Annotated in this window: 17 protein-coding genes; 6 read left to right on the top strand and 11 right to left on the bottom strand. The window is 72.2% G+C overall.

The annotated features are described in order from the left end of the window. The first annotated feature begins 93 nt into the window (after nt 1-93). Nucleotides 94-1,635, top strand: coding sequence for an ArnT family glycosyltransferase (locus DY262_RS11205; protein WP_116958954.1), 1,542 nt, complete (start codon nt 94-96; stop codon nt 1,633-1,635). 100 nt (nt 1,636-1,735) lie between these two features. On the opposite strand, the gene DY262_RS11210 is transcribed toward DY262_RS11205, so the two are convergent. The 4 genes from DY262_RS11210 to alr form a co-directional block, all read right to left on the bottom strand. After that, entirely contained in the window at nt 1,736-2,344 is a 609-nt protein-coding gene (locus DY262_RS11210; RefSeq protein WP_116958955.1) for a DJ-1/PfpI family protein, read from the bottom strand. A 92-nt stretch (nt 2,345-2,436) separates the two neighbouring features. Then, the gene (locus DY262_RS11215) at nt 2,437-2,880 is read right to left on the bottom strand and encodes a VOC family protein (protein ID WP_116958956.1); all 444 of its coding nucleotides are present in this window, start codon (nt 2,878-2,880) and stop codon (nt 2,437-2,439) included. A gap of 88 nt (nt 2,881-2,968) precedes the next feature. Next, a complete protein-coding gene (locus DY262_RS11220; RefSeq protein WP_116958957.1) occupies nt 2,969-3,790 on the bottom strand; it encodes a helix-turn-helix domain-containing protein in 822 nt (273 codons plus the stop codon). A 33-nt stretch (nt 3,791-3,823) separates the two neighbouring features. Further along, nucleotides 3,824-4,936, bottom strand: coding sequence for an alanine racemase (gene alr, locus DY262_RS11225; protein WP_116958958.1), 1,113 nt, complete (start codon nt 4,934-4,936; stop codon nt 3,824-3,826). A 187-nt stretch (nt 4,937-5,123) separates the two neighbouring features. Here alr and lplT point away from each other — a divergent pair, with 187 nt between their 5' ends. Then, a complete protein-coding gene (lplT, locus tag DY262_RS11230) occupies nt 5,124-6,395 on the top strand; it encodes a lysophospholipid transporter LplT (protein WP_116958959.1) in 1,272 nt (423 codons plus the stop codon). A 21-nt stretch (nt 6,396-6,416) separates the two neighbouring features. Here the strand turns inward: lplT and DY262_RS21785 are convergent, their stop codons facing one another. After that, on the bottom strand, nt 6,417-7,643 hold the full coding sequence (locus tag DY262_RS21785; RefSeq protein WP_181936476.1) for a PleD family two-component system response regulator: 1,227 nt from the start codon (nt 7,641-7,643) through the stop codon (nt 6,417-6,419). Nucleotides 7,644-7,804: 161 nt separating this feature from the next. Here DY262_RS21785 and DY262_RS11240 point away from each other — a divergent pair, with 161 nt between their 5' ends. After that, entirely contained in the window at nt 7,805-8,290 is a 486-nt protein-coding gene (locus DY262_RS11240; protein WP_116958960.1) for a glutathione peroxidase, read from the top strand. A 94-nt stretch (nt 8,291-8,384) separates the two neighbouring features. Here DY262_RS11240 and DY262_RS11245 read toward each other — a convergent pair whose 3' ends face one another. Then, on the bottom strand, nt 8,385-9,956 hold the full coding sequence (locus tag DY262_RS11245) for a hypothetical protein (protein WP_147326219.1): 1,572 nt from the start codon (nt 9,954-9,956) through the stop codon (nt 8,385-8,387). A 221-nt stretch (nt 9,957-10,177) separates the two neighbouring features. Between DY262_RS11245 and DY262_RS11250 the strand changes: the two genes are divergently transcribed. Continuing rightward, nucleotides 10,178-10,606 carry a CesT family type III secretion system chaperone gene (locus DY262_RS11250; protein WP_181936477.1) on the top strand — a complete coding sequence of 143 codons (429 nt, stop codon included), beginning with the start codon at nt 10,178-10,180 and terminating at the stop codon, nt 10,604-10,606. Between the two features lie 179 nt (nt 10,607-10,785). Here the strand turns inward: DY262_RS11250 and DY262_RS11255 are convergent, their stop codons facing one another. The 5 genes from DY262_RS11255 to DY262_RS11275 form a co-directional block, all read right to left on the bottom strand. Continuing rightward, on the bottom strand, nt 10,786-11,526 hold the full coding sequence (locus tag DY262_RS11255; RefSeq protein WP_116958963.1) for an LrgB family protein: 741 nt from the start codon (nt 11,524-11,526) through the stop codon (nt 10,786-10,788). Then, entirely contained in the window at nt 11,523-11,885 is a 363-nt protein-coding gene (locus tag DY262_RS11260; RefSeq protein ID WP_116959262.1) for a CidA/LrgA family protein, read from the bottom strand. The genes DY262_RS11255 and DY262_RS11260 overlap by 4 nt, the downstream gene beginning before the upstream one ends. Nucleotides 11,886-11,915: 30 nt before the next feature. Next, nucleotides 11,916-13,148 (bottom strand): glycolate oxidase subunit GlcF, encoded by a 1,233-nt coding sequence (glcF, locus tag DY262_RS11265; RefSeq protein WP_116958964.1) that lies wholly within the window; start codon nt 13,146-13,148, stop codon nt 11,916-11,918. 1 nt (nt 13,149) lies between these two features. Continuing rightward, a complete protein-coding gene (glcE, locus tag DY262_RS11270; RefSeq protein ID WP_116959264.1) occupies nt 13,150-14,316 on the bottom strand; it encodes a glycolate oxidase subunit GlcE in 1,167 nt (388 codons plus the stop codon). A 76-nt stretch (nt 14,317-14,392) separates the two neighbouring features. Beyond that, on the bottom strand, nt 14,393-15,181 hold the full coding sequence (locus tag DY262_RS11275) for an IclR family transcriptional regulator (protein ID WP_116958965.1): 789 nt from the start codon (nt 15,179-15,181) through the stop codon (nt 14,393-14,395). Between the two features lie 121 nt (nt 15,182-15,302). Here DY262_RS11275 and DY262_RS11280 point away from each other — a divergent pair, with 121 nt between their 5' ends. Together DY262_RS11280 and DY262_RS11285 are read left to right on the top strand one after the other, a co-directional pair. Next, nucleotides 15,303-16,724 (top strand): FAD-dependent oxidoreductase, encoded by a 1,422-nt coding sequence (locus tag DY262_RS11280; protein ID WP_181936478.1) that lies wholly within the window; start codon nt 15,303-15,305, stop codon nt 16,722-16,724. 37 nt (nt 16,725-16,761) lie between these two features. Beyond that, entirely contained in the window at nt 16,762-17,727 is a 966-nt protein-coding gene (locus DY262_RS11285) for a Bug family tripartite tricarboxylate transporter substrate binding protein (protein WP_116958967.1), read from the top strand. Nucleotides 17,728-17,757: the final 30 nt, after the last annotated feature.

The following is a 17,757-nucleotide window of genomic DNA, read 5'->3' on the forward strand; positions in this document are numbered from 1 at the left end:
GGCGCGGCGCGCGTCCCGGCAACCACCGCCCGGCCCAGCCGCTGGCGCCGTGTTCCTGGAAGGCGCCGCCGCTCGCTGCGACACTCCGTGCCAATGAAAGCCGACAACAACTCCCTCGCGGCCGCGCGCCGCCTTTTCTGGTGGGCCTTTGGCCTCACGCTGCTGCTCAAGGTGTTCCTGGCCGCGGTGTTTCCTTTCACGGGCGACGAGGCCTTCTTCTACCAGTGGGGCGCGCACCCGGCCTGGCACTACTCGGACCACCCGCCGCTGGTGGGCTGGCTGATCGCGCTGCTGCGCGCCATCGGCGGCGACGCGCCCCTGGTGCTGCGCAGCGCCACGCTGCTGGTGACCAGCGCCATCGCCCTGCTGGTGGTGGACCTGCTGCGCCGCCTGCTGCCGGAGGAACGCGAGGCCCAGGCCTGGCTCGCCGGCGCCGTGTACCTGGCCCTGCCCTGGAGCTGGCTGTTCGTGCTGGTCACCACCGACACGCCGCTGATCCTGTTCATGGCGCTGTCGTTCTGGGCCTATGTGCGCGCCGACACCAGCGAGCGCGGCGCCGGCTGGTACCTGCTCAGCGGGGCCCTGCTGGGCGCGGCCTTCTTCGGCAAGTACTTCGCGGCCCTGCTGGGTTTTGCGTACGCGGCCCACGCCTGGGGCTGGCGGCGCGAGCGCTGGTGGGCGCCCGTGCTGGTGTTCGTGGCCGCGCTGCCCGCCATCGGCGCCAACCTCTACCTGAACGCCACGCACGGCTGGAGCCACGTGATGTTCAACGTCTTCAACCGCAACGAAGCCTCGGCCTGGTCCCTGGAGACCTTCCTCACCTACGTCGGCATGGCACTGTACCTGGTGACGCCGTGGTGGCTGTGGCGTGCCGCGCGCTCGCGCGCGCCCGCCGGCGTGAGCGCCAGCGCGCGCACCACGCTCGCGGTGCTGTGGATCTTCCCCTTCGTGGTGTTCGCCCTGCTGGCCACGCGCCGCACCATCGGCCTGCACTGGGTGCTGGGCTTCGTGCCGGTGTTCGTGGTCTGGGCCGGACTGCGCTGCGAGGTGCGCCCGCTGCGCCGCCTGCTGGGCTACACGGCGGCGCTGTCCCTGCCCCATCTGGTGGTGGTGCTGGCGATCGCGCTGGCGCCGGTGGCGTGGTTCGCCACAACAAAATGGGCCGATCGCGCCGTGTTCCTGCGCGAGAACGCCGCGGTGGTCGCCGGCCTGCGCCATGGCCTGCCCGCCGGGGCCACGCTCATGGCCCAGGCCTACAACCCGGCGGCCATGCTGGCCTTTCGCCACGGCCAGTACGTGCCGGTGTTCGGCCCGGGCCGCCACCACGCGCGCCAGGATGACCAGGTGATCGATTTCCGCCGCTACGACGGCCAGCCGATCCGCGTCTTCCACTACGACGAACCCGATCTCGCGAACTACGCGCCCTACTTCGAGCGCGTGAGCAAGCACGCCTTCGTGGTGGATGGCGCGCGCTTCTGGTACGTCGACGGCGAGGGTTTCCGCTTCGCGCCCTACCGAGACAAGGTGCTGGCCGCCGTGGCGCGCGACTTCCACGACATTCCGCGCTGGCTGCCCGTGCTGGGCAACCCCTTCTGCGAACGCTACGGCTTCGAGGCATGCTCGCCGGGGCGCTGAGCCGCGCGCTTTGACGCACGAATGCCCCCTGGTGGCGCGCCCAGGGGACATGCGCCATCACCGCCGCCCTGGTGCCATCGACGTCTTCGCGCACCTCCCCTCAGACACGCGCGTCGAGGAAGGGCGCGACCTTGGTCATTGCGCGCCGCACGTAGAGGTCCTTCTCGCCCACGGGCGCCACGTAGTGCACGGCCTCGCGCGCGGCCTGCTCGTCCACCAGGCGCGCGATCAGCCAGGTCGCGAGGTACTGGGAGGCCAGGCAGCCGCCCGCGGTGGCGACGTTGCCGTGGGCCACGAACGGCTGCTCCAGCACGCGCACGCCGGCTTCTTCCACCCAGGGCCTGGTGGTGAGGTCGGTGCAGGCCGGCAGATCGCCCAGCAGGCCCAGCTTGGCCAGCACCAGCGTGCCCGAGCACTGCGCGCCCAGCAGCTGGCGCGCGGGATCGAGCCGCAGCCGCGCCATCAGGGCCGCGTCGGCCGCCACCTCGCGGGTTTTGATGCCGCTGCCGACGATCACCGCGTCGGCCTCACTGGCCTCCCGCAGGTCGGCCTGGGCGTCCAGCACCACGCCGTTCATGGAGCGCACGCGCGGCGTGGGACAGGCGATGGAGACGCGCCAGCCGGGCCGCTTGACGCGGCTGAGGATGCCGAGCGCGACCAGCGAGTCGAGCTCGTTGAAGCCGTCGAAGGTGAGGATGGCGATGTGCATGGCGGCGGTGTCCGTGAGCGGGCCACCATGCTAGGGCGCGCTGGCGCGCGCGAAGGGGCCGCTGGCGCCGCCGCGCGCGGGCCCAATCGCGATCAGTTGAACAGGGCCGTGTAGCGCCGCTGCATTTCCTCGGGCGTCACCTGTTCGATGGCGTGCCCGATCAGCCAGCGGTGGCCGAAGGGGCAGCGCACCACGCCGCTGCGCTCGCCGTAGAACGCGTCGCTGGCCTCGCGTTCCAGCGTGGCGCCGGCCGCCACGGCCTGGGCCAGCATGGCGTCGGCGTCGTCCACGTGCAGGTGCAGGTGCAGGGTCACGGGCGTGGCGCCCAGGCTGCTCGCGCTGCGGATGCCGCACTCGGGAAACTCGTCGCACAGCATCACGGTGTGCGGGCCGAAGGCGAGTTCGGCGTGGCCGATGCGGCCCGAGGGTTCGACCAGGCGGAATTTCTCGGTGGCGCCGAAGGCCTGGCCGTAGAAGCGAATGGCGGCGGCGGTGTCGTGCACGCAGAGATAGGCGTAGGTTTCGTCGATGCGCATGGGCGGCTCCCCGTGGACAGCTGGTGGGACCCCGCACTGTGCCGGCCGCGGCACGCCGCGTATAGAAGAAATTGTTCGCGCCGCCGGCTCAGCCCCGGCGGGACGGCTCCAGGGGCAGGTGGTTGGGCTCCTCGGGCGCCAGCGCGCGAAAGCGCCCGGGCGTGAGGCCGGCCATGGCGCGGAATTCGCGGATCAGGTGCGACTGGTCGCTGTAGCCCAGCGCGGCGGCCAGCTCGGCTGGCGCGGGCGCGTCGGTGGCGGCGAGGGCGCCGACCGCCCGCTGGAAGCGGCGCACGCGTTGCCAGGCCTTGGGGCTCAGGCCCGTGGCCTGCAGAAAGGCCCGCTCGAAGCGGCGCCGGCCCAGGCCGCTGGCGCGCACCGCCGCTCCCACGGAAGGCGATTGCCGCAGCAGCCGTGTCAGCGCGCCCGCCTGGCCTGGCGCCGGCGGGCGGCGCGCCAGCAGCCAGGCCTCGAACCGCGCGAGCCGCGCGTCGGTGTCCGGGGCCTCGAGCAGGCGCTCGCGCAGGCGCTGCGCTTCGGCGCCGAGCAGGGCCTCCAGCGGCACGTGGCGGCCGGCGATGGCGTCCGCGTCCAGGCCCAACAGCCACTGCGCGGCACCGGGCAGCAGCGTGGCGCCCACGCTGGCCGAGCGGGCGTGCAGGCGCTTGAGGTAAGGCGCGGTGCGCGCCCCCCCGAGCACCGCGGGGGCCAGCGGCTCGCCCAGGGGGTCGTCGGGCGAACGCAGCAGGCGCACCGGCGCGTCGTCCAGCCGCAGCACCAGGTGCATGAGCCCGCTGGGCAGCAGGCGCTCGATGCGCGCCTGCGCCTCGCCCGCGGGCTCGGCCGCGCAGCTCCATACCTCGCGCACGAAGGGGCGCAGCAGTGGGTGAGGGGCGCGGCGCCGGTTCATGGGGACTGGAGCCGGTTCGTCGCGCCCGGGCGCTCAGTCGGCGGCCTCGAAGCGCACGCGCGGCGCCACCGCGCACAGCAGCTCGTAGGCGATGGTGCCGGCCGCGTGCGCGACTTCGTCCACCGGCAGCAGCGCACCGCTGCCGGCGCGGCCCCAGAGCACCACCTCGCTGCCAATGCCCGCGTCCGGCAGCCCGCTCAGATCCACCGTGAGCATGTCCATGCTCACGCGACCCAGGGTGCGCGTGCGCTGGCCATCCACCAGCGCCGGCGTGCCACTGGGCGCGTGGCGCGGGTAGCCGTCGGCGTAGCCGCAGGCGACAACGCCGATGCGCATGGGCCCGTCGGCGGTGAAGGTGGAGCCGTAGCCGACGGTGTCGCCGGCCTGCAGCCGCTGCACGCCGATCACCCGGGTAGACAGCGTCATGGTGGGTCGCAGGCCCCAGTGCGCGGCGCTGTGCTCCGGGAAGTCGGGCGCGCAGCCGTAGAGCGCGATGCCCTCGCGCACCCAGTCGGCCGCCAGCGAGCCGGCGCCGCGCAGGGCGCCGCGCGCGTGGCGCAGGATGGCCGCGCTGTTGGCCAGCGTGCGCTCGCCGGGCAGGTCGTCGGTGGCCTGCTCGAACAGCGCCACCTGGTGCGCGATGCCGCGCGCGCCGTCGGCGTCGCTGAAGTGCGTCATGTGGCCGATCTCCTCGACCTGCGGCAGCGCATTGAGCCGCGCCCAGGCCGTGCGGTAGGCCGCGGGCGTGAAGCCCAGGCGGTTCATGCCGCTGTTGAGCTTGAGGAAGACCTTGTGCGGCTGCTGGGTCTTGTGCGCGGCCAGCCAGTCGATCTGTTCGTTGCAATGCACCGCGTGCCAGAGGTTCAGGCGCGAGCACAGCTCCAGGTCGCGCGCCTCGAACGCGCCCTCGAGCAGCAGGATGGGACCGCGCCAGTCGAGGGCGCGCAGTCGCTCGGCCTCGGCCAAATCCAGCAAGGCGAAGCCGTCGGCGCCGCGCAGGCCCTCGAACGCGCGCTCGATGCCGTGGCCATAGGCGTTGGCCTTGACCACCGCCCAGACGCGGGCGTCGGGCGCGCGCTCGCGCGCGATGCCGAGGTTGTGGCGCAGGGCGCCGGTGTGCACGGTGGCCAGGATGGGGCGGGGCATGGCGTGAGAAAAGTCAAGAAGGGAAATCCAGTCCGAGCGGCGGGGTGGCCTACCGGCGGCGCCTGCGCACACGCGTGCTATAACCCGCGCCACCTCACGGAGACAAGCCTCAAACTGTCGCACAAACGTGTGGGGTGTCCGTCGATAGGCGCTTCATCCTGGCAGGCAAGCAAACCGATTCATCGCCATGAAGCGCGGCTTCTACACCATCATGACGGCGCAGTTTTTCAGCTCCCTGGCTGACAACGCGCTGTTCGTCGCCGCCATCGAGCTGCTGCGCCACCGCAACGCGCACGAATGGCAAAGCGCGGCGCTGGTGCCCATGTTCGCCCTGTTCTATGTGCTGCTGGCGCCCTTCGTGGGCGCCTTCGCCGACGCCCGGCCCAAGGGCCAGGTCATGTTCATCAGCAACGCCATCAAGGTAGGGGGCTGCCTGCTCATGCTGGTGGGCGTGCACCCACTGCTGGCCTACACCCTGGTGGGCCTGGGCGCGGCGGCGTACTCGCCCGCCAAGTACGGCATCCTGACCGAGCTGCTGCCACCGTCCCAGCTGGTCAAGGCCAATGGCTGGATCGAGGGCCTGACCATCGCGTCCATCATCCTGGGCGTGCTGCTGGGCGGCCAGCTCGTGGGGCCCACGATGTCGTCCTGGCTGCTGGCCCTGCACATCCCCGGCATCCACCACGGCCCGGACGCCGCCATCGCCATGCTGGTGGTGCTCTACATCCTGGCCGCGGGCTTCAACCTGCGCATCCCGCTCACCGGTGTGACACCGCGCCCCATGCCGCGCAACCCGCTGGTGCTGCTGCCCGATTTCTGGACCTGCAACATGCGCCTCTGGCGCGACCACCTGGGCCAGATCTCGCTGTCCACCACCACGCTGTTCTGGGGCGTGAGCGGCAACCTGCGCTACATCGTGCTGGCCTGGGCCGCGGTGGCGCTGGGCTACAGCACCTCCAAGGCCTCGGCGCTGGTGGGCGTGGTGGCGCTGGGCACGGCCGTGGGCGCGGTGGTGGCCTCCATGCGCATGCGGCTCGACCAGGCCACCAAAGTCATCCCCCTGGGCATCGGCATGGGCCTGCTGGTGGTGCTGATGAACTTCATCGACAACGTCTGGGTGGCCGCGCCCTTCCTGGTGCTGCTGGGCGGCCTGGGCGGCTTCCTGGTGGTGCCCATGAACGCGCTGCTGCAGCACCGGGGCCACAACCTCATGGGCGCGGGCCGCTCCATCGCCGTGCAGAACTTCAATGAGCAGGCCTGCATCCTGGGCCTGGGCGCGCTCTACACGGCGTCCACCGGCGCGGGACTGTCGGCCTTCGCGGCCATCACCGCCTTCGGCCTGCTGGTGGCCGGCACCATGTGGCTGATCGGCTGGTGGCACAAGCGCAACCAGCGCGTGCACGGGCACGAGATCGAGCGGCTGCTCGAAATCGCCCGCCGGGACGATTTGCACGGCTGAAGACCGCGCGAAGCGCGACGCTCAGAAACTGCCCACGTTGGTCGGCGCAAAGCCGTTGAGGTTGACCAGCCGGTGCTGGGCCAGCACCTTGTACAGGTCGGCCTCGCTCACCGAGCGCGAAAGGTAGGCGTCGGCGCCGGCCAGTCCGGCCTTCATGCGCTCCATGCTGCCCGCGCTGGGCGCGAACAGGATCACCGTGGCCGCGCCCTTGGGCCCCTTGGCCTGCTTGGCCCAGCGGCAGACCTGGAAGGCGTCGGGCTCGCCGCCGAGGCGGTCGATGACCACCAGCCGGTACGGGTGCGCCTTGAGCATGGCCTGGGCCTGCGCGGGCTCGCGGCACCAGTCCACGCTCAGTTCGTACTTGCGCAGGCGCTTGAGCAGGATGCGGCCTTCGACGAGGCTCTGCCCCACCAGCAGGGCGTCGCCGCGCGCCACCTCGGGCACGGAGGCGTCGCCCTGGCGCAGCCGCGAGGGCAGGCGCGAGCGCGGCGAACGCGGCGCGGGCGGCGCGACATTGAGCAGGTCTTCCAGGTCGGCGTAGTCGGTGACACCGCGCAGGGGGATGCTGACGGTGCCGGCGCGCGGCGCGGCCGGCGCCTTGGCCGGCGCGGCGGGCGGGACCGGGGGCACGGCGGGCGCCGGCGCGGCGCTGGCCGGCGGCGCGCCCCGGGCGCCGCCGGCCGCCTCGCCGGCCATGTCGGCCGCGCGCGCGATCATGGACATGACCTCCTCACGCGTCATGGGCCGCGTGGGGGGGAACTCGGTCTCGGGCGAACGGCGCCGGGCGCGGGCCGAGGGCGGCAGCGGCGCGATCGGCTGCGGCTTGCCGCTGGCCAGGCGCATGCTGGCCTGCAGGCCGTGCAGCTGGGAGGCCTTGAAGGGTTCGGTGGCCGCGAAGCCCGGCGCCAGCGGCGCCGCCGAGGCCGCCGCGCGCACGGTGCGCAGGCCCACCAGCGCGTCGAGCGAGCCCAGCAGAGAGACCAGGCGCACCGGCTTGCGCTCCACCGGCCAGCCGGTGCCGGCGTCGTGGGCGCCGATGAGCAGCACGCGCCCCGGCAGCGAGGCGCCGCGCACCAGCGCCACGGCCTGCGCGTTGTCGGCGTTGACGAGCAGCAGCTGCGCGTCGAGCACCTCCTCCTGCACCCGGTAGGCCGGGGGCCGCCGCGCGGCGAGCCGGAAGAACGATTCGAATGTGGCGCTTTCGTGCTGGGCAAAACCCACCAGCGCCACCGTGTAGGCAGCCTCCATTACCCGCTCCACGTGGTTCGACACTTTTTGAAACCGTTTGTCGGACGGCGCAGTATGGCGTGCCGCCTGGGTTTTGGGTACGGCATGCGGCGCCGCTCGTGCCGCCATGTGAAGATTCTGTCGCGCGCCGGACACCGCGCGCCCACCCAAGGAGCCCCTTCATGCCCAGCGTCTACGACTTCGAAGCCCTGTCCATCACCGGCCAGCCCGTGCCCCTGAGCCACTACAAGGGCCAGGTGATGCTCATCGTCAACACCGCCAGCGCCTGCGGCTTCACGCCGCAGTTCGCGGGGCTGGAGGAGCTGCACAAGGCCTACGGCCCGCGCGGCCTGGCGGTGCTGGGCTTCCCCTGCAACCAGTTCGGCTCGCAGGACCCGGGCAGCAACGAGGAGATCGCCGGCTTCTGCCAGCTCAACTACGGTGTGAGCTTCCCCATGATGGCCAAGATCGACGTCAACGGCGCCGAGGCGCACCCGCTGTACCGCTGGCTCACGGCCGAGGCGCCAGGGCTGCTGGGCAGCAAGGCCATCAAGTGGAACTTCACCAAGTTCCTGGTCGGCAAGGACGGCCAGGTGCTCAAGCGCTACGCGCCGCAGGATGCGCCGGCCAAGCTGGCGGGGGACATCGAGGCGGCGCTGGCGGCTTGATCGCTCGCTGACCACGGGCCTTGCAGGCCCGCCAGGCCATCAGGAGAGGGGCGTCGGCGCGATCGCCTGCGCAGGAGCGCCGCGCTTGCGCCACTCACCGATGGTGAAGGGCTGGACCGGGGCGCTGCGCCCCTCGACACCGTACGCACGGGCCCAGGCCTGGCCGATGGCGACCTCGCACAGCTGGCGCGCCGCGACCCGGTTGGGGGCCTCGCCCGGGATGAAGCGCTGAGCGCGCTCGCCCGGGGTTTCGCGCGTGATGAAGCGATTCGGCTCGTTGAACCGAGCGACATCGGCTTGCGTGATCCACGCCCGCATCGTGCAGCTGGAGCATCGCGTTGCTGGCCAAGCGCTGAAGGGTTTCGGCGTCCAGCGAAGTGTTCGCGCCTTCGGGCACCTCGCCACCCAGCACCGTGCCGTACGTCGCCCAGGCGGCGTCCACCTGCGCCAGCTTTTCTTCCCGCGTGAACGTCACAGGCTCCTTGACCGGTGGCGCCTCGACCACCGCCTCCGGCTGCACGGGCGCATCGGGCAAGCGGGTGGGTTCGGGGTGGGCAAACAGGCCGACGAAGTCTTGAACCGCCTGCTGTATCGCCGCGATCGGCGTGCTCGACTGGGCCGCGGCCTTGGGTGAAGAGCCGCCCTCGAGATCGCCGGGAGCCGTCGCGGCCGACACCGATTTCTCGATGGGTGGTTCTTGCGCAGGTCCCGACCCGTTCGGGGTGGGGCCCTCGGACGCACCGCCCCGCTCACCACCAAGCAGGCGGTCTTTCAGGTTCAGCAAGCGTTGGGCCACCTGCTTGGCGCCATCCTCGATGTCCTTCCCCCGCGAGGCTACCGCGCCGGGCGCCCCCTCAGCGGGCGCGTCGATCGGCGCCGCGGGATGGGCCTGCACCCAGGCCACCACCGCGTCCACGCGCATGGGCTGCTGGTCGCCCTGCCGGCCCCATTGGCCTTCCAGCAAGCGCTGCCAAGCCTCGCCAATGGTGGCCTCGCACAGCCGGCGCACCGGGTCCGCCTCGCCTCCGAACGGGGAAAAGCGCTGGTTGCGATCGGCGGTTGATTCGGTCGAGAAGCCGTCGCCCGCCCTCATGAACCGCTCGTAGTCCTTCTGCGAAATCCCTCGGTCGTCGCGCAACTGGCGCAGGGCCATCAAGGCCACGCGATCGAATTCGCTGGCATCCGACGTCTCGAACTTGTCGCCCTTGAGCACCTGGGCATAGGTCGTCAGGGCCGCATCGACCCGCGCGATGGCTTCAGCCTGCGCTGGGGCGGGGGCAGCACCGTGTGGCGCGGCAAGTGGGGCCTTCGCCGGCGCCTGGGCTTGAACCGCCCACTGGGTCCTGATCGCGAGGCGAACGGCCATGCGGACCTCGCGTTCGGCATCGTCTGCGGCCTGGCGCTCGACCTTGTGCTGGTCACGCAGCCCATGGCGCTGCGCCTTGCGGCTGGCGTCGATCCACTGCACGGGCTTGGACTTGTCGCTGCGGTAGACCTGTTTCTTGAGGTTGTGCGGCAACAGCGCCACGGCCTTGACGCCGCGAACGAGGTTTTGCGCACCATCCTTGACAGCGCGGCCCACCGCTCCAGCGGTCGACAGCTCGTGTCGGGCCTTGTGGGGGTTTTGAAGCTTGAGAGGAGAAAAACCCATGGCGAAGAACGGCAAGGAGAACAGGGGGCATCCCGATCCGGGACGGTGGCAAGTCAGAAAACCCAACTCGCGGCCTGAGTAGCGACAGGTCCCGTGATCGTTCCTTCACCATCTACCCGGCCTAGTCGCCAGGACACCCATCCCTTTGGCAGATGGCCGGGCGGTCCCGTGGCGACCAGAATCCCGGTTCCTGCCCGGTCGCCGCGCCGGGCGCCCGTCCGACGAAAGGCCGCCCCATGACCCCCGACCAATTCCAGGAGTTGTGCCGCGGCACGGCGCGCGCCCTGGGCCTGCGCGAACCCAACGCCCTGTTCAACGGTGGCGAGGTGATCCTCGACGGGGTGAAGGTCGGGGCATTTCACGAGGAAGACCAGGACCCCGAGGGCGTCTTCTGCTACGCCGATCTCGGCCCGGTCGGGCCGGACGCCAACCCCGCGGAGCTGCTGGAGGAGGTGCTGGCCATCAACCTCTCGCTCGACGGCGAGCGCGGCGAGGTGATCGGCCTGGAGCGCGAAAGCCGGCACCTGGTGCTGCGTGTGCGCCTGAACGACGCGCAAGAACCGATGCACGAAGGCCGCCTGGCCGATGAACTGCGGCGCTGCGCGGCGCAGGCGAACGCGCTGTACGACAGTGCCTTGTCCGGCGTGCAACGGCCCACGGCGTAGCCCGCGCCTTGACCGGCGGGCGCTCTCCCCTACCGAGATCCTGTCGGGCTGCTGCTGGCGCATTCGATCTGCGCCTACCGGCCGGTCTCTTCGAACGCGCCGTCACCCGCGTTCGTTCGTCGGGTACTCGGCCCGATGCGGCACGCCGGCGGACACCAGGCCGGCTCAGGCCGCGCGCACTAGAGCCAGCGCAGCAGCGCCGCCGCCAGCGACGGCAGCACCAGTGCGTTGAGCAAGGCGCTCAGGCCCATGGCCAGGCCCGCGAAGGCGCCGGCCTCTTCGCCCTCTTGAAACGCGCGCGCGGTGCCGATGCCGTGCGCGATGGTGCCCAGCGCGAAGCCGCGCACCGCCGGCTCGTGGATGCGCAAGGCATCGAACAGGAAGCGCCCGCCCACCGCCCCCAGCACGCCCGTCGCCATCACCAGCACAGCGGTGAGCGAGGGCAGACCGCCGATCTTTTCCGAGATGCCCATGGCCACCGGCATGGTGACCGACTTGGGCGCCAGCGAGGCCATGGTAGCGGGCGACGCGCCCAGCGCCCAGGCCACCACGATGGCGGTGGCGGCGGCGGCCAGCGCGCCGGCCACCAGCGCCGCCAGCAGCGGCAACGCCAGGCGGCGCAGCCGGTGCAGCTGCTCGAACAGCGGCACCGCCAGCGCCACCGTGACCGGGCCGAGCAGGAAATGCACGAACTGCGCGCCCTCGAAATAGGTGGCGTAGGGCGTGCCCGTGGCCCACAGCAGCGTGGCCAGCACCAGCACCGTGGGCGGCACCGGGTTGGCCAGGGGATGGAAGCCGCTGCGCCGGTAGAGCACGAAGGCGGCGTGGTAGACGAGCAGCGTGAGCGTGAGCCCCAGCAGCGGCGTGGCCGCGAGGTAGACCCAGATGTCGATCAGGCGGCGCGGGGCCTCGGGGTTCACCGCGAAGCCTCCGCGCGGCGGTTCTGGCGCCGCATGAGCCACACCATGGTGCAGGCCGAGACGGCCAGGCCCACCAGCGTGCTGACCACCAGCGCCACGCCGATGGCCAGGGCCTCGTCGCCCAGGCGCTGCAGGTGCTGCATGACGCCCACACCGGCCGGCACGAAGAGCAGCGACAGGTGCTGCAGCAGACCTTGCGCGGTGGGCTTGATGGCGTCCAGCCAGGCCGGACGCAGCGCCAGCGCGGCCAGCAGCAGGGACAGGCCCACCACCGGCCCCGGCACCGGCGCGCCCGTGAGCAGCACGGCCACCTCGCCGAACAGCTGGAACAGCAGGAGAGTGGCGAGCGCGGGGATCATGCCGGCCATGGCGGGTGGGTTGGCAGCTTCTCAGGCCTGCAGCGCCTCGTCGAGCAGTTCGACCCAGTGCCGCACGGGCGTGGCCGTGCCGCTCTGCAGGTGGGTGATGCAGCCGATGTTGGCGCTGGCGATGACGGCGGGCTGAAGTTCGCCCAGGTGGCCGAGCTTGCGGTCGCGCAGTTCGTAGGCGATCTGCGGCTCCAGCACCGAGTAGGTGCCGGCCGAGCCGCAGCACAGGTGCGCCTCGTTGCGCGCGAGTTGCACGGTGAAGCCGAGCTCGCCCAGGCCGCGCTCCACCCCGCCGCGCAGCTGCTGGCCGTGCTGCTGGGTGCAGGGCGGGTGGTAGGCCACCACGCGCTGCGGGTCGGGCCGGCGCGCCAGCTTGGGCTTCAGCGCGGGCACCAGGTCCGGCAGCAGCTCGGACAGGTCGCGCGTGAGCGCGCTGATGCGCGCGGCCTTGTCGGCGTAGGCGGGGTCGTCGCGCAGCAGGTGACCATAGTCCTTCACCATCACGCCGCAGCCCGAGGCGTTCATCACCAGGGCCTCGGCGCCCTGCTGCACGAAGGGCCACCAGGCGTCGATGTTGGCGCGCATCTGCGCCAGACCACCGCCGTGGTCATTGAGGTGGAACTTCACCGCGCCGCAGCAGCCGGCCTCGGGCGCCACCAGGGCCTGGATGCCGGCGGCGTCCAGCACGCGCGCGGTGGCGGCGTTGATGTTGGGCGACATCGAGGGCTGCACGCAGCCCGCGAGCATCAGCACTTGGCGCGGGTGCGCACGCGTGGGCCACGCGCCGGCGGGGCGCGGCGCGGGCACCTTGGCCTGGAGCGCGCCGGGCAGCAGGCCGCGCACCGCCTGGCCCAGCTTCATGGCCGGGCCGAACAGCGGCGAGCTCAGGCCCTCCTTGAGCAGCCAGCGCACGGCGCGCTCGCCCGTGGGGCGTGGCACCTTTTCCTCGACCACGGCCCGGCCGATGTCGACCAGGTGGCCGTACTGCACGCCACTGGGGCAGGTGCTTTCGCAGTTGCGGCAGGTGAGGCAGCGGTCCAGGTGCTGTTGCGTCTTGCGCGTGGGCGTGGCGCCTTCGAGCACCTGCTTGATGAGGTAGATGCGCCCGCGCGGGCCGTCCAGCTCGTCACCGAGCAGCTGGTAGGTGGGGCAGGTGGCCGTGCAGAAGCCGCAGTGCACGCACTTGCGCAGGATGGACTCGGCCTCGCGGCCGCGCGCGGTGCCCTGGAACTCGGGAGCGAGCTGGGTCTGCATGTCAGAAGAGGGTCGGGGCCTGGAAGATGCCGTGCGGGTCGAAGGCCTCGCGCAGGCGGCGCATCACGGCCTGCAGCGCGGGGCCGGGCGTGTCCGCGCGCGGCACGCCACCGTCGCCCGAGGCCGGGGCGCGGAACAGCTGCGCGTGGCCGCCGGCCGCGCGCGCGGCGGCGCGGATCTCATCGGCCGCCGCCGCCGGCGCCCACAGCCAGCGCTGGGCGCCCTGCCATTCGATGAGCTGCGGCCAGGTGGCCAGCAGCGGCGCGGCGGTCTGCGGCACGCTGATCCGCCACAGGCCATGGTCGGCCGAGGGCGCGTGGGTGAAGAAGGGCAGGTGCTGGTCGCGGCAGGCGGTCCAGTCGGCGCTGGCGCAGGTGTTGTCCAGGCGCTGGCCCGGCGCTTCGGCGAGCAGGCGCTCGCACGCGGCCTCCACCGCTGCGGCGGCGCCGCGCAGGCGCAGGAACAGGCGATCGTCCCCGTCGGCCTCGCGTTGCCAGCGCGAGGCGTTGAGCGGCAGCGGCTGCCCGCCCCAGCGGTGCAAGCGCTCCAGCGCGTTGGACTGGTCGACGCCGAAGGCCAGCGTGGCCTCGGCCGGCGCCACCGGCAACACCTTCAGGCTGAGTTCGGTGATCACACCGAGCGCGCCCCAACTGCCCGCGAGCGCGCGGCTCACGTCGTAACCGGCCACGTTCTTCATGACCTGGCCGCCGAAGGTGAGCAGCTCGCCGCGCCCGTTGATGAGGCGCGCGCCGAGCACATAGTCGCGCGCGCCGCCCACGCTGGCGCGCGCCGGGCCGGCCAGGCCACTGGCCACGGCGCCGCCCACGGTGCCGCCGGCGCCGAAGCGCGGCGGCTCGAACGGCAGGCATTGGCCGTGCTCGGCCAGCGCGGCTTCCAGCTCGGCCAGCGGCGTGCCGGCGCGCACGGTGACCACCAGCTCGCTGGGCTCGTGGCTGAGGATGCCGCGGTGGGCGCGCACGTCGAGCGCGGCGCCCTGGGCGGGCGCGTGCACGAAGGACTTGCTGCCGCCGCCGGCGATGCGCAGCGGCGCGCGCGCGGCCACGGCGGCGCGCACCTGGTCGATAAGGGCTGAGGGGTGGTCGCTGGCCGGCACGAAGCCCTGCCCGGGGGCAGCGGCGGGGGCCAGCGCGTCGTGGGGCGCGGACATGGTGGCGGCGATGGTAGCGGCCACTCACCACATGGGCCTTGAATTTTTTGCACGCGCGGCTGCAATCCGGGCAGGGTCAGCCCGGGTAGCGCAGCGCCCCGAGTTGGGCCTCGATGGCCTCGGCCTGGCGGCGCAGCTGCGCCAGCAGGCGGGTCTGGCGCGGCATGAGGTCGGTGCCGGTAGCGGCCAGGCTCAGCGAGGCAACCGGGGCGCCACCCGGCGCGCGGATCACCACCCCGATGGCGGCGATGCCCGGGATGATGTCTTCCTGGTTGAAGCCGTAGCCCAGACGGCGCGAGCGCTGCACCATGCGGCGCACGGCGGTCTGGCGCGCCTCGCCCCGGCGCACGATGGCCTGCAGGTTGAGCGCTTCCAGGCGCGCCTGCTCCGCGCGCGGCAGCGCGATCAGCATGGCCACCCCGCCAGCCGACAGGCTCAGCGGTCGGCGCGTGCCCACGTCCACCGTGTAGGCCTTGAGCGCCTTGCGGCCGTCGAAGCGCGCGACGCAGACCGATTCGGCGCCGCTGCGCACGTTGAGGAACACGATGTCGCGCGTCTCGGCCGCGAGCCGCGCCAGTGCGGACGCGGCCAGGCGCTCGATGGCGAAGTGCGGCGCGGCGGCCACGCCCAGTTCGTAGGCCAGCGGACCGATTGCATAGCGCCGCGTGCCCGGCACGCGCACGGCCAAGCCCTCGTCGAGCAGGCAGCCCAGCATGCGGTGCACGGTGGAATGCTCCAGCGCGGCCTCCTGCGCGAGGTCGCTCAGGCGCCAGCCGGTGGCCGTGCGCATGGACAGCAGGCGCAGCAGGCCGATCGCGCGGTGAAGGCTGCGCGCGCCATCGGTGGTGGAAGGGGCTCGGGACATTTTGTCCACTATACGGAAAAACCGCGCCGATCCATGCCCACAAGACGACGGGGCCCCGGAATAATTTTTCCAGGCCCGATCACCTGAGCGGGACGCAGATGGAGCAAGGCAGACGATGACGATGAACGAAGACTTCGCCGCCGCACGGCAGGTGATGGAGAGCGACGTGGTGGTGCTGGGCGCGGGCGCGGCAGGCGTGGCGGCCGCGCTGGCGGCCGCGCGCGCCGGGGCGCGCACCACGCTGGTGGAGGCCGGCACCCTGCCCGGGGGCGAGCTGGTCAGTGGCATGGCCATCGACGGCGCGCTGAACGCGCGCGGCGAGTGGATCCTGGGCGGCACGGGCCGCGAGCTGCTGGCCGAGTGCGAGCGGCTCGGCGGCTACATCGGCCCCCTCAACGACTGGCGGCTGATCTGGTACGTGTGCCTGGACCCGGAGGTGATGAAGCTCGCGGTGGCGCGCTGCCTGGCGCGCGCCGGGGTGCGCCTGCTGCTGCACACCTGCGCCACCGGCGTGCTGCGCGACGGCGCCACGGTGCGCGCGCTGCAGGTGCGCAACAAGGAAGGCATCACCGAGCTGCGCGCGCCGCTGTTCATCGACTGCTCGGGCGACGCCGACATCGTGCGCGCGGTCGGTGGCCAGGTGCTGCAAGGCGGCACCGACGGCGAGCTGCAACCGGTCTCGCTGATGTTCCGCATGGCCGGCGTGCGCACACAGGCGCTGCTCGATTTCCTCCACGCGCACCCGGAGCACTTCGCGCTCGGCGAGAGCGAGGCGATCCGCCAGGGCCGCACCGACCGCGAGCTGGCCGAGGCAGCGCGCCAGCAAGGCGAGCCCACGGTGTTCCTCAAGGGCGACGGCCCGCTGGTGACTGGCGCCATCGCGCGCGGCGAGCTCTACCCCACCGCGCTGATCATGATCCAGCCCACCTCGCGTCAGCGCGGCGAGGTGTGCCTGAACACCACCCGCGTCGGTGGCATCGACGGCACGCGCACGCAGGCGCTGAGCGCGACGCTGGCCACGCTGTCCGATCAGGTGCTTCAGTGCGCGTCCTTCATGCAGCGCCACGTGCCGGGCTTCGAGCAGGCCGCCTACAGCGGCATCGCCACCCGCGTGGGCGTGCGCGAGACGCGCCGCATCGTCGGCCGCCAGAGCCTGTCGCAGGACGACGTGCTGGGCGCGCGCAAGCGCGAGGACGGCATCGCCAAGGGCTCGCACCACGTGGACATCCACCAGTCGGGCACGGGGCAAATCCGCATCCCCGTTCAGGACGGCGGATCCTACGACATCCCCTGGGACTGCCTGCTGCCCCAGGGCGTGCCCAACGTCGTGGCCGCGGGCCGCATCCTGTCGGCCGATCGCGGCGCCCACGGATCCGCGCGCGTGATGGGTCCCTGCCTGGCGATGGGCCAGGCAGCCGGCACCGCAGCGGCCATGCTGCTGGACAGCGGCCCTCGCGGCGACGCCGATTTCGCCACCATCCCCGTGCAGGCCCTGCGTGAGCGGCTGCGCGCGGACGGCGCGATCCTGGACGGGACGCACTGATCCTGGCCACCCACCCCACGGAGCACGAGGAGACACCATGCACAAGACCATTGCCGCCCTGGCGCTCGCCGCCGCCAGCCTCACCGCCGCCGCACAAGGCAGCACCGACTACCCCAACGCACCGGTGCGCATCGTGGTGCCCTTCCAGGCCGGCGGGCTCACCGACATCCTGGCGCGCGCCATCGCACAGCACGCCGCGCAGCGCCTGGGCCAGCCCTTCGTGGTGGAGAACAAGCCCGGCGCCAGCGGCAACATCGGCGCCGACGCCGTGGCCAAGAGCAAGCCCGACGGCCACACCCTGCTGATGGGCTCGATCGGTACCAACGCCGTCAACGCGCACCTGTTCTCGCGCATGCCCTACGACACGCTGAAGGACTTCGCGCCCATCAGCCTGGTGGCCAGCGGCACGCTGATGCTGGTTACCCACCCGTCGGTGCCGGTGACCGACATGCGCTCCCTGCTGGCCTACGCGCGCACCCACCCGGGCAAGCTCACCTACGCCTCGGGCGGCGCAGGAGCTTCGCAGCACCTGGCGGGCGAACTGCTCAAGACCATGGCGAAGATCGACATCGTGCACGTGCCGTACAAGGGTGTGGTGCAGGGCGTGACCGACGTGGTGGCCGGCCAGGTGGACATGACCTTCGACCTGGCCACGGTGGAGCCGCACATCCGCGCCGGCAAGCTGCGGCCCATCGCGGTGGCCAATGCGAAGCGCTCCACCGCCTTTCCCGAGGTGCCCACCATCGCCGAGGCCGGCGTGCCGGGCTACGAGGTCAGCGCCTGGTACGGCCTGTTTGCGCCAGTCGGCACGCCGCCGGCCATCGTCAAGCGCCTGCAAGGCGAGGTGGTGAGCGCGCTCAAGGACCCGGCCTTGCTGGAGCGCCTGGCCAAGCTGGGCGCCGAACCTGCCGGGAGCACACCCGAGGATCTGCAGCGCTTCGTGCGCAGCGAGTACGACAAGTGGGGCCAGGTGGTGCGCCAAGCCGGTATCCGGCTGGACTAGGCGCCACCATGGCCTTTCATGACCCCCAAG

Source organism: Hydrogenophaga borbori (genome assembly GCF_003417535.1).
Lineage (GTDB): Bacteria > Pseudomonadota > Gammaproteobacteria > Burkholderiales > Burkholderiaceae_C > Hydrogenophaga > Hydrogenophaga borbori.

Excerpts from the sequence above, each read along its gene's own strand:
- DY262_RS11275 (WP_116958965.1), bottom strand. The coding sequence starts at position 15,181 with ATGTCCCGAGCCCCTTCCACCACCGATGGCGCGCGCAGCCTTCACCGC.
- DY262_RS11280 (WP_181936478.1), top strand. The coding sequence starts at position 15,303 with ATGAACGAAGACTTCGCCGCCGCACGGCAGGTGATGGAGAGCGACGTG.
- DY262_RS11205 (WP_116958954.1), top strand. The coding sequence starts at position 94 with ATGAAAGCCGACAACAACTCCCTCGCGGCCGCGCGCCGCCTTTTCTGG.
- DY262_RS11260 (WP_116959262.1), bottom strand. The coding sequence starts at position 11,885 with ATGATCCCCGCGCTCGCCACTCTCCTGCTGTTCCAGCTGTTCGGCGAG.
- DY262_RS11240 (WP_116958960.1), top strand. The coding sequence starts at position 7,805 with ATGCCCAGCGTCTACGACTTCGAAGCCCTGTCCATCACCGGCCAGCCC.
- DY262_RS11215 (WP_116958956.1), bottom strand. The coding sequence starts at position 2,880 with ATGCGCATCGACGAAACCTACGCCTATCTCTGCGTGCACGACACCGCC.
- DY262_RS11220 (WP_116958957.1), bottom strand. The coding sequence starts at position 3,790 with ATGAACCGGCGCCGCGCCCCTCACCCACTGCTGCGCCCCTTCGTGCGC.
- glcF (WP_116958964.1), bottom strand. The coding sequence starts at position 13,148 with ATGCAGACCCAGCTCGCTCCCGAGTTCCAGGGCACCGCGCGCGGCCGC.
- DY262_RS11250 (WP_181936477.1), top strand. The coding sequence starts at position 10,178 with ATGACCCCCGACCAATTCCAGGAGTTGTGCCGCGGCACGGCGCGCGCC.
- DY262_RS11285 (WP_116958967.1), top strand. The coding sequence starts at position 16,762 with ATGCACAAGACCATTGCCGCCCTGGCGCTCGCCGCCGCCAGCCTCACC.
- DY262_RS21785 (WP_181936476.1), bottom strand. The coding sequence starts at position 7,643 with ATGGAGGCTGCCTACACGGTGGCGCTGGTGGGTTTTGCCCAGCACGAA.
- alr (WP_116958958.1), bottom strand. The coding sequence starts at position 4,936 with ATGCCCCGCCCCATCCTGGCCACCGTGCACACCGGCGCCCTGCGCCAC.
- glcE (WP_116959264.1), bottom strand. The coding sequence starts at position 14,316 with ATGTCCGCGCCCCACGACGCGCTGGCCCCCGCCGCTGCCCCCGGGCAG.
- lplT (WP_116958959.1), top strand. The coding sequence starts at position 5,124 with ATGAAGCGCGGCTTCTACACCATCATGACGGCGCAGTTTTTCAGCTCC.
- DY262_RS11210 (WP_116958955.1), bottom strand. The coding sequence starts at position 2,344 with ATGCACATCGCCATCCTCACCTTCGACGGCTTCAACGAGCTCGACTCG.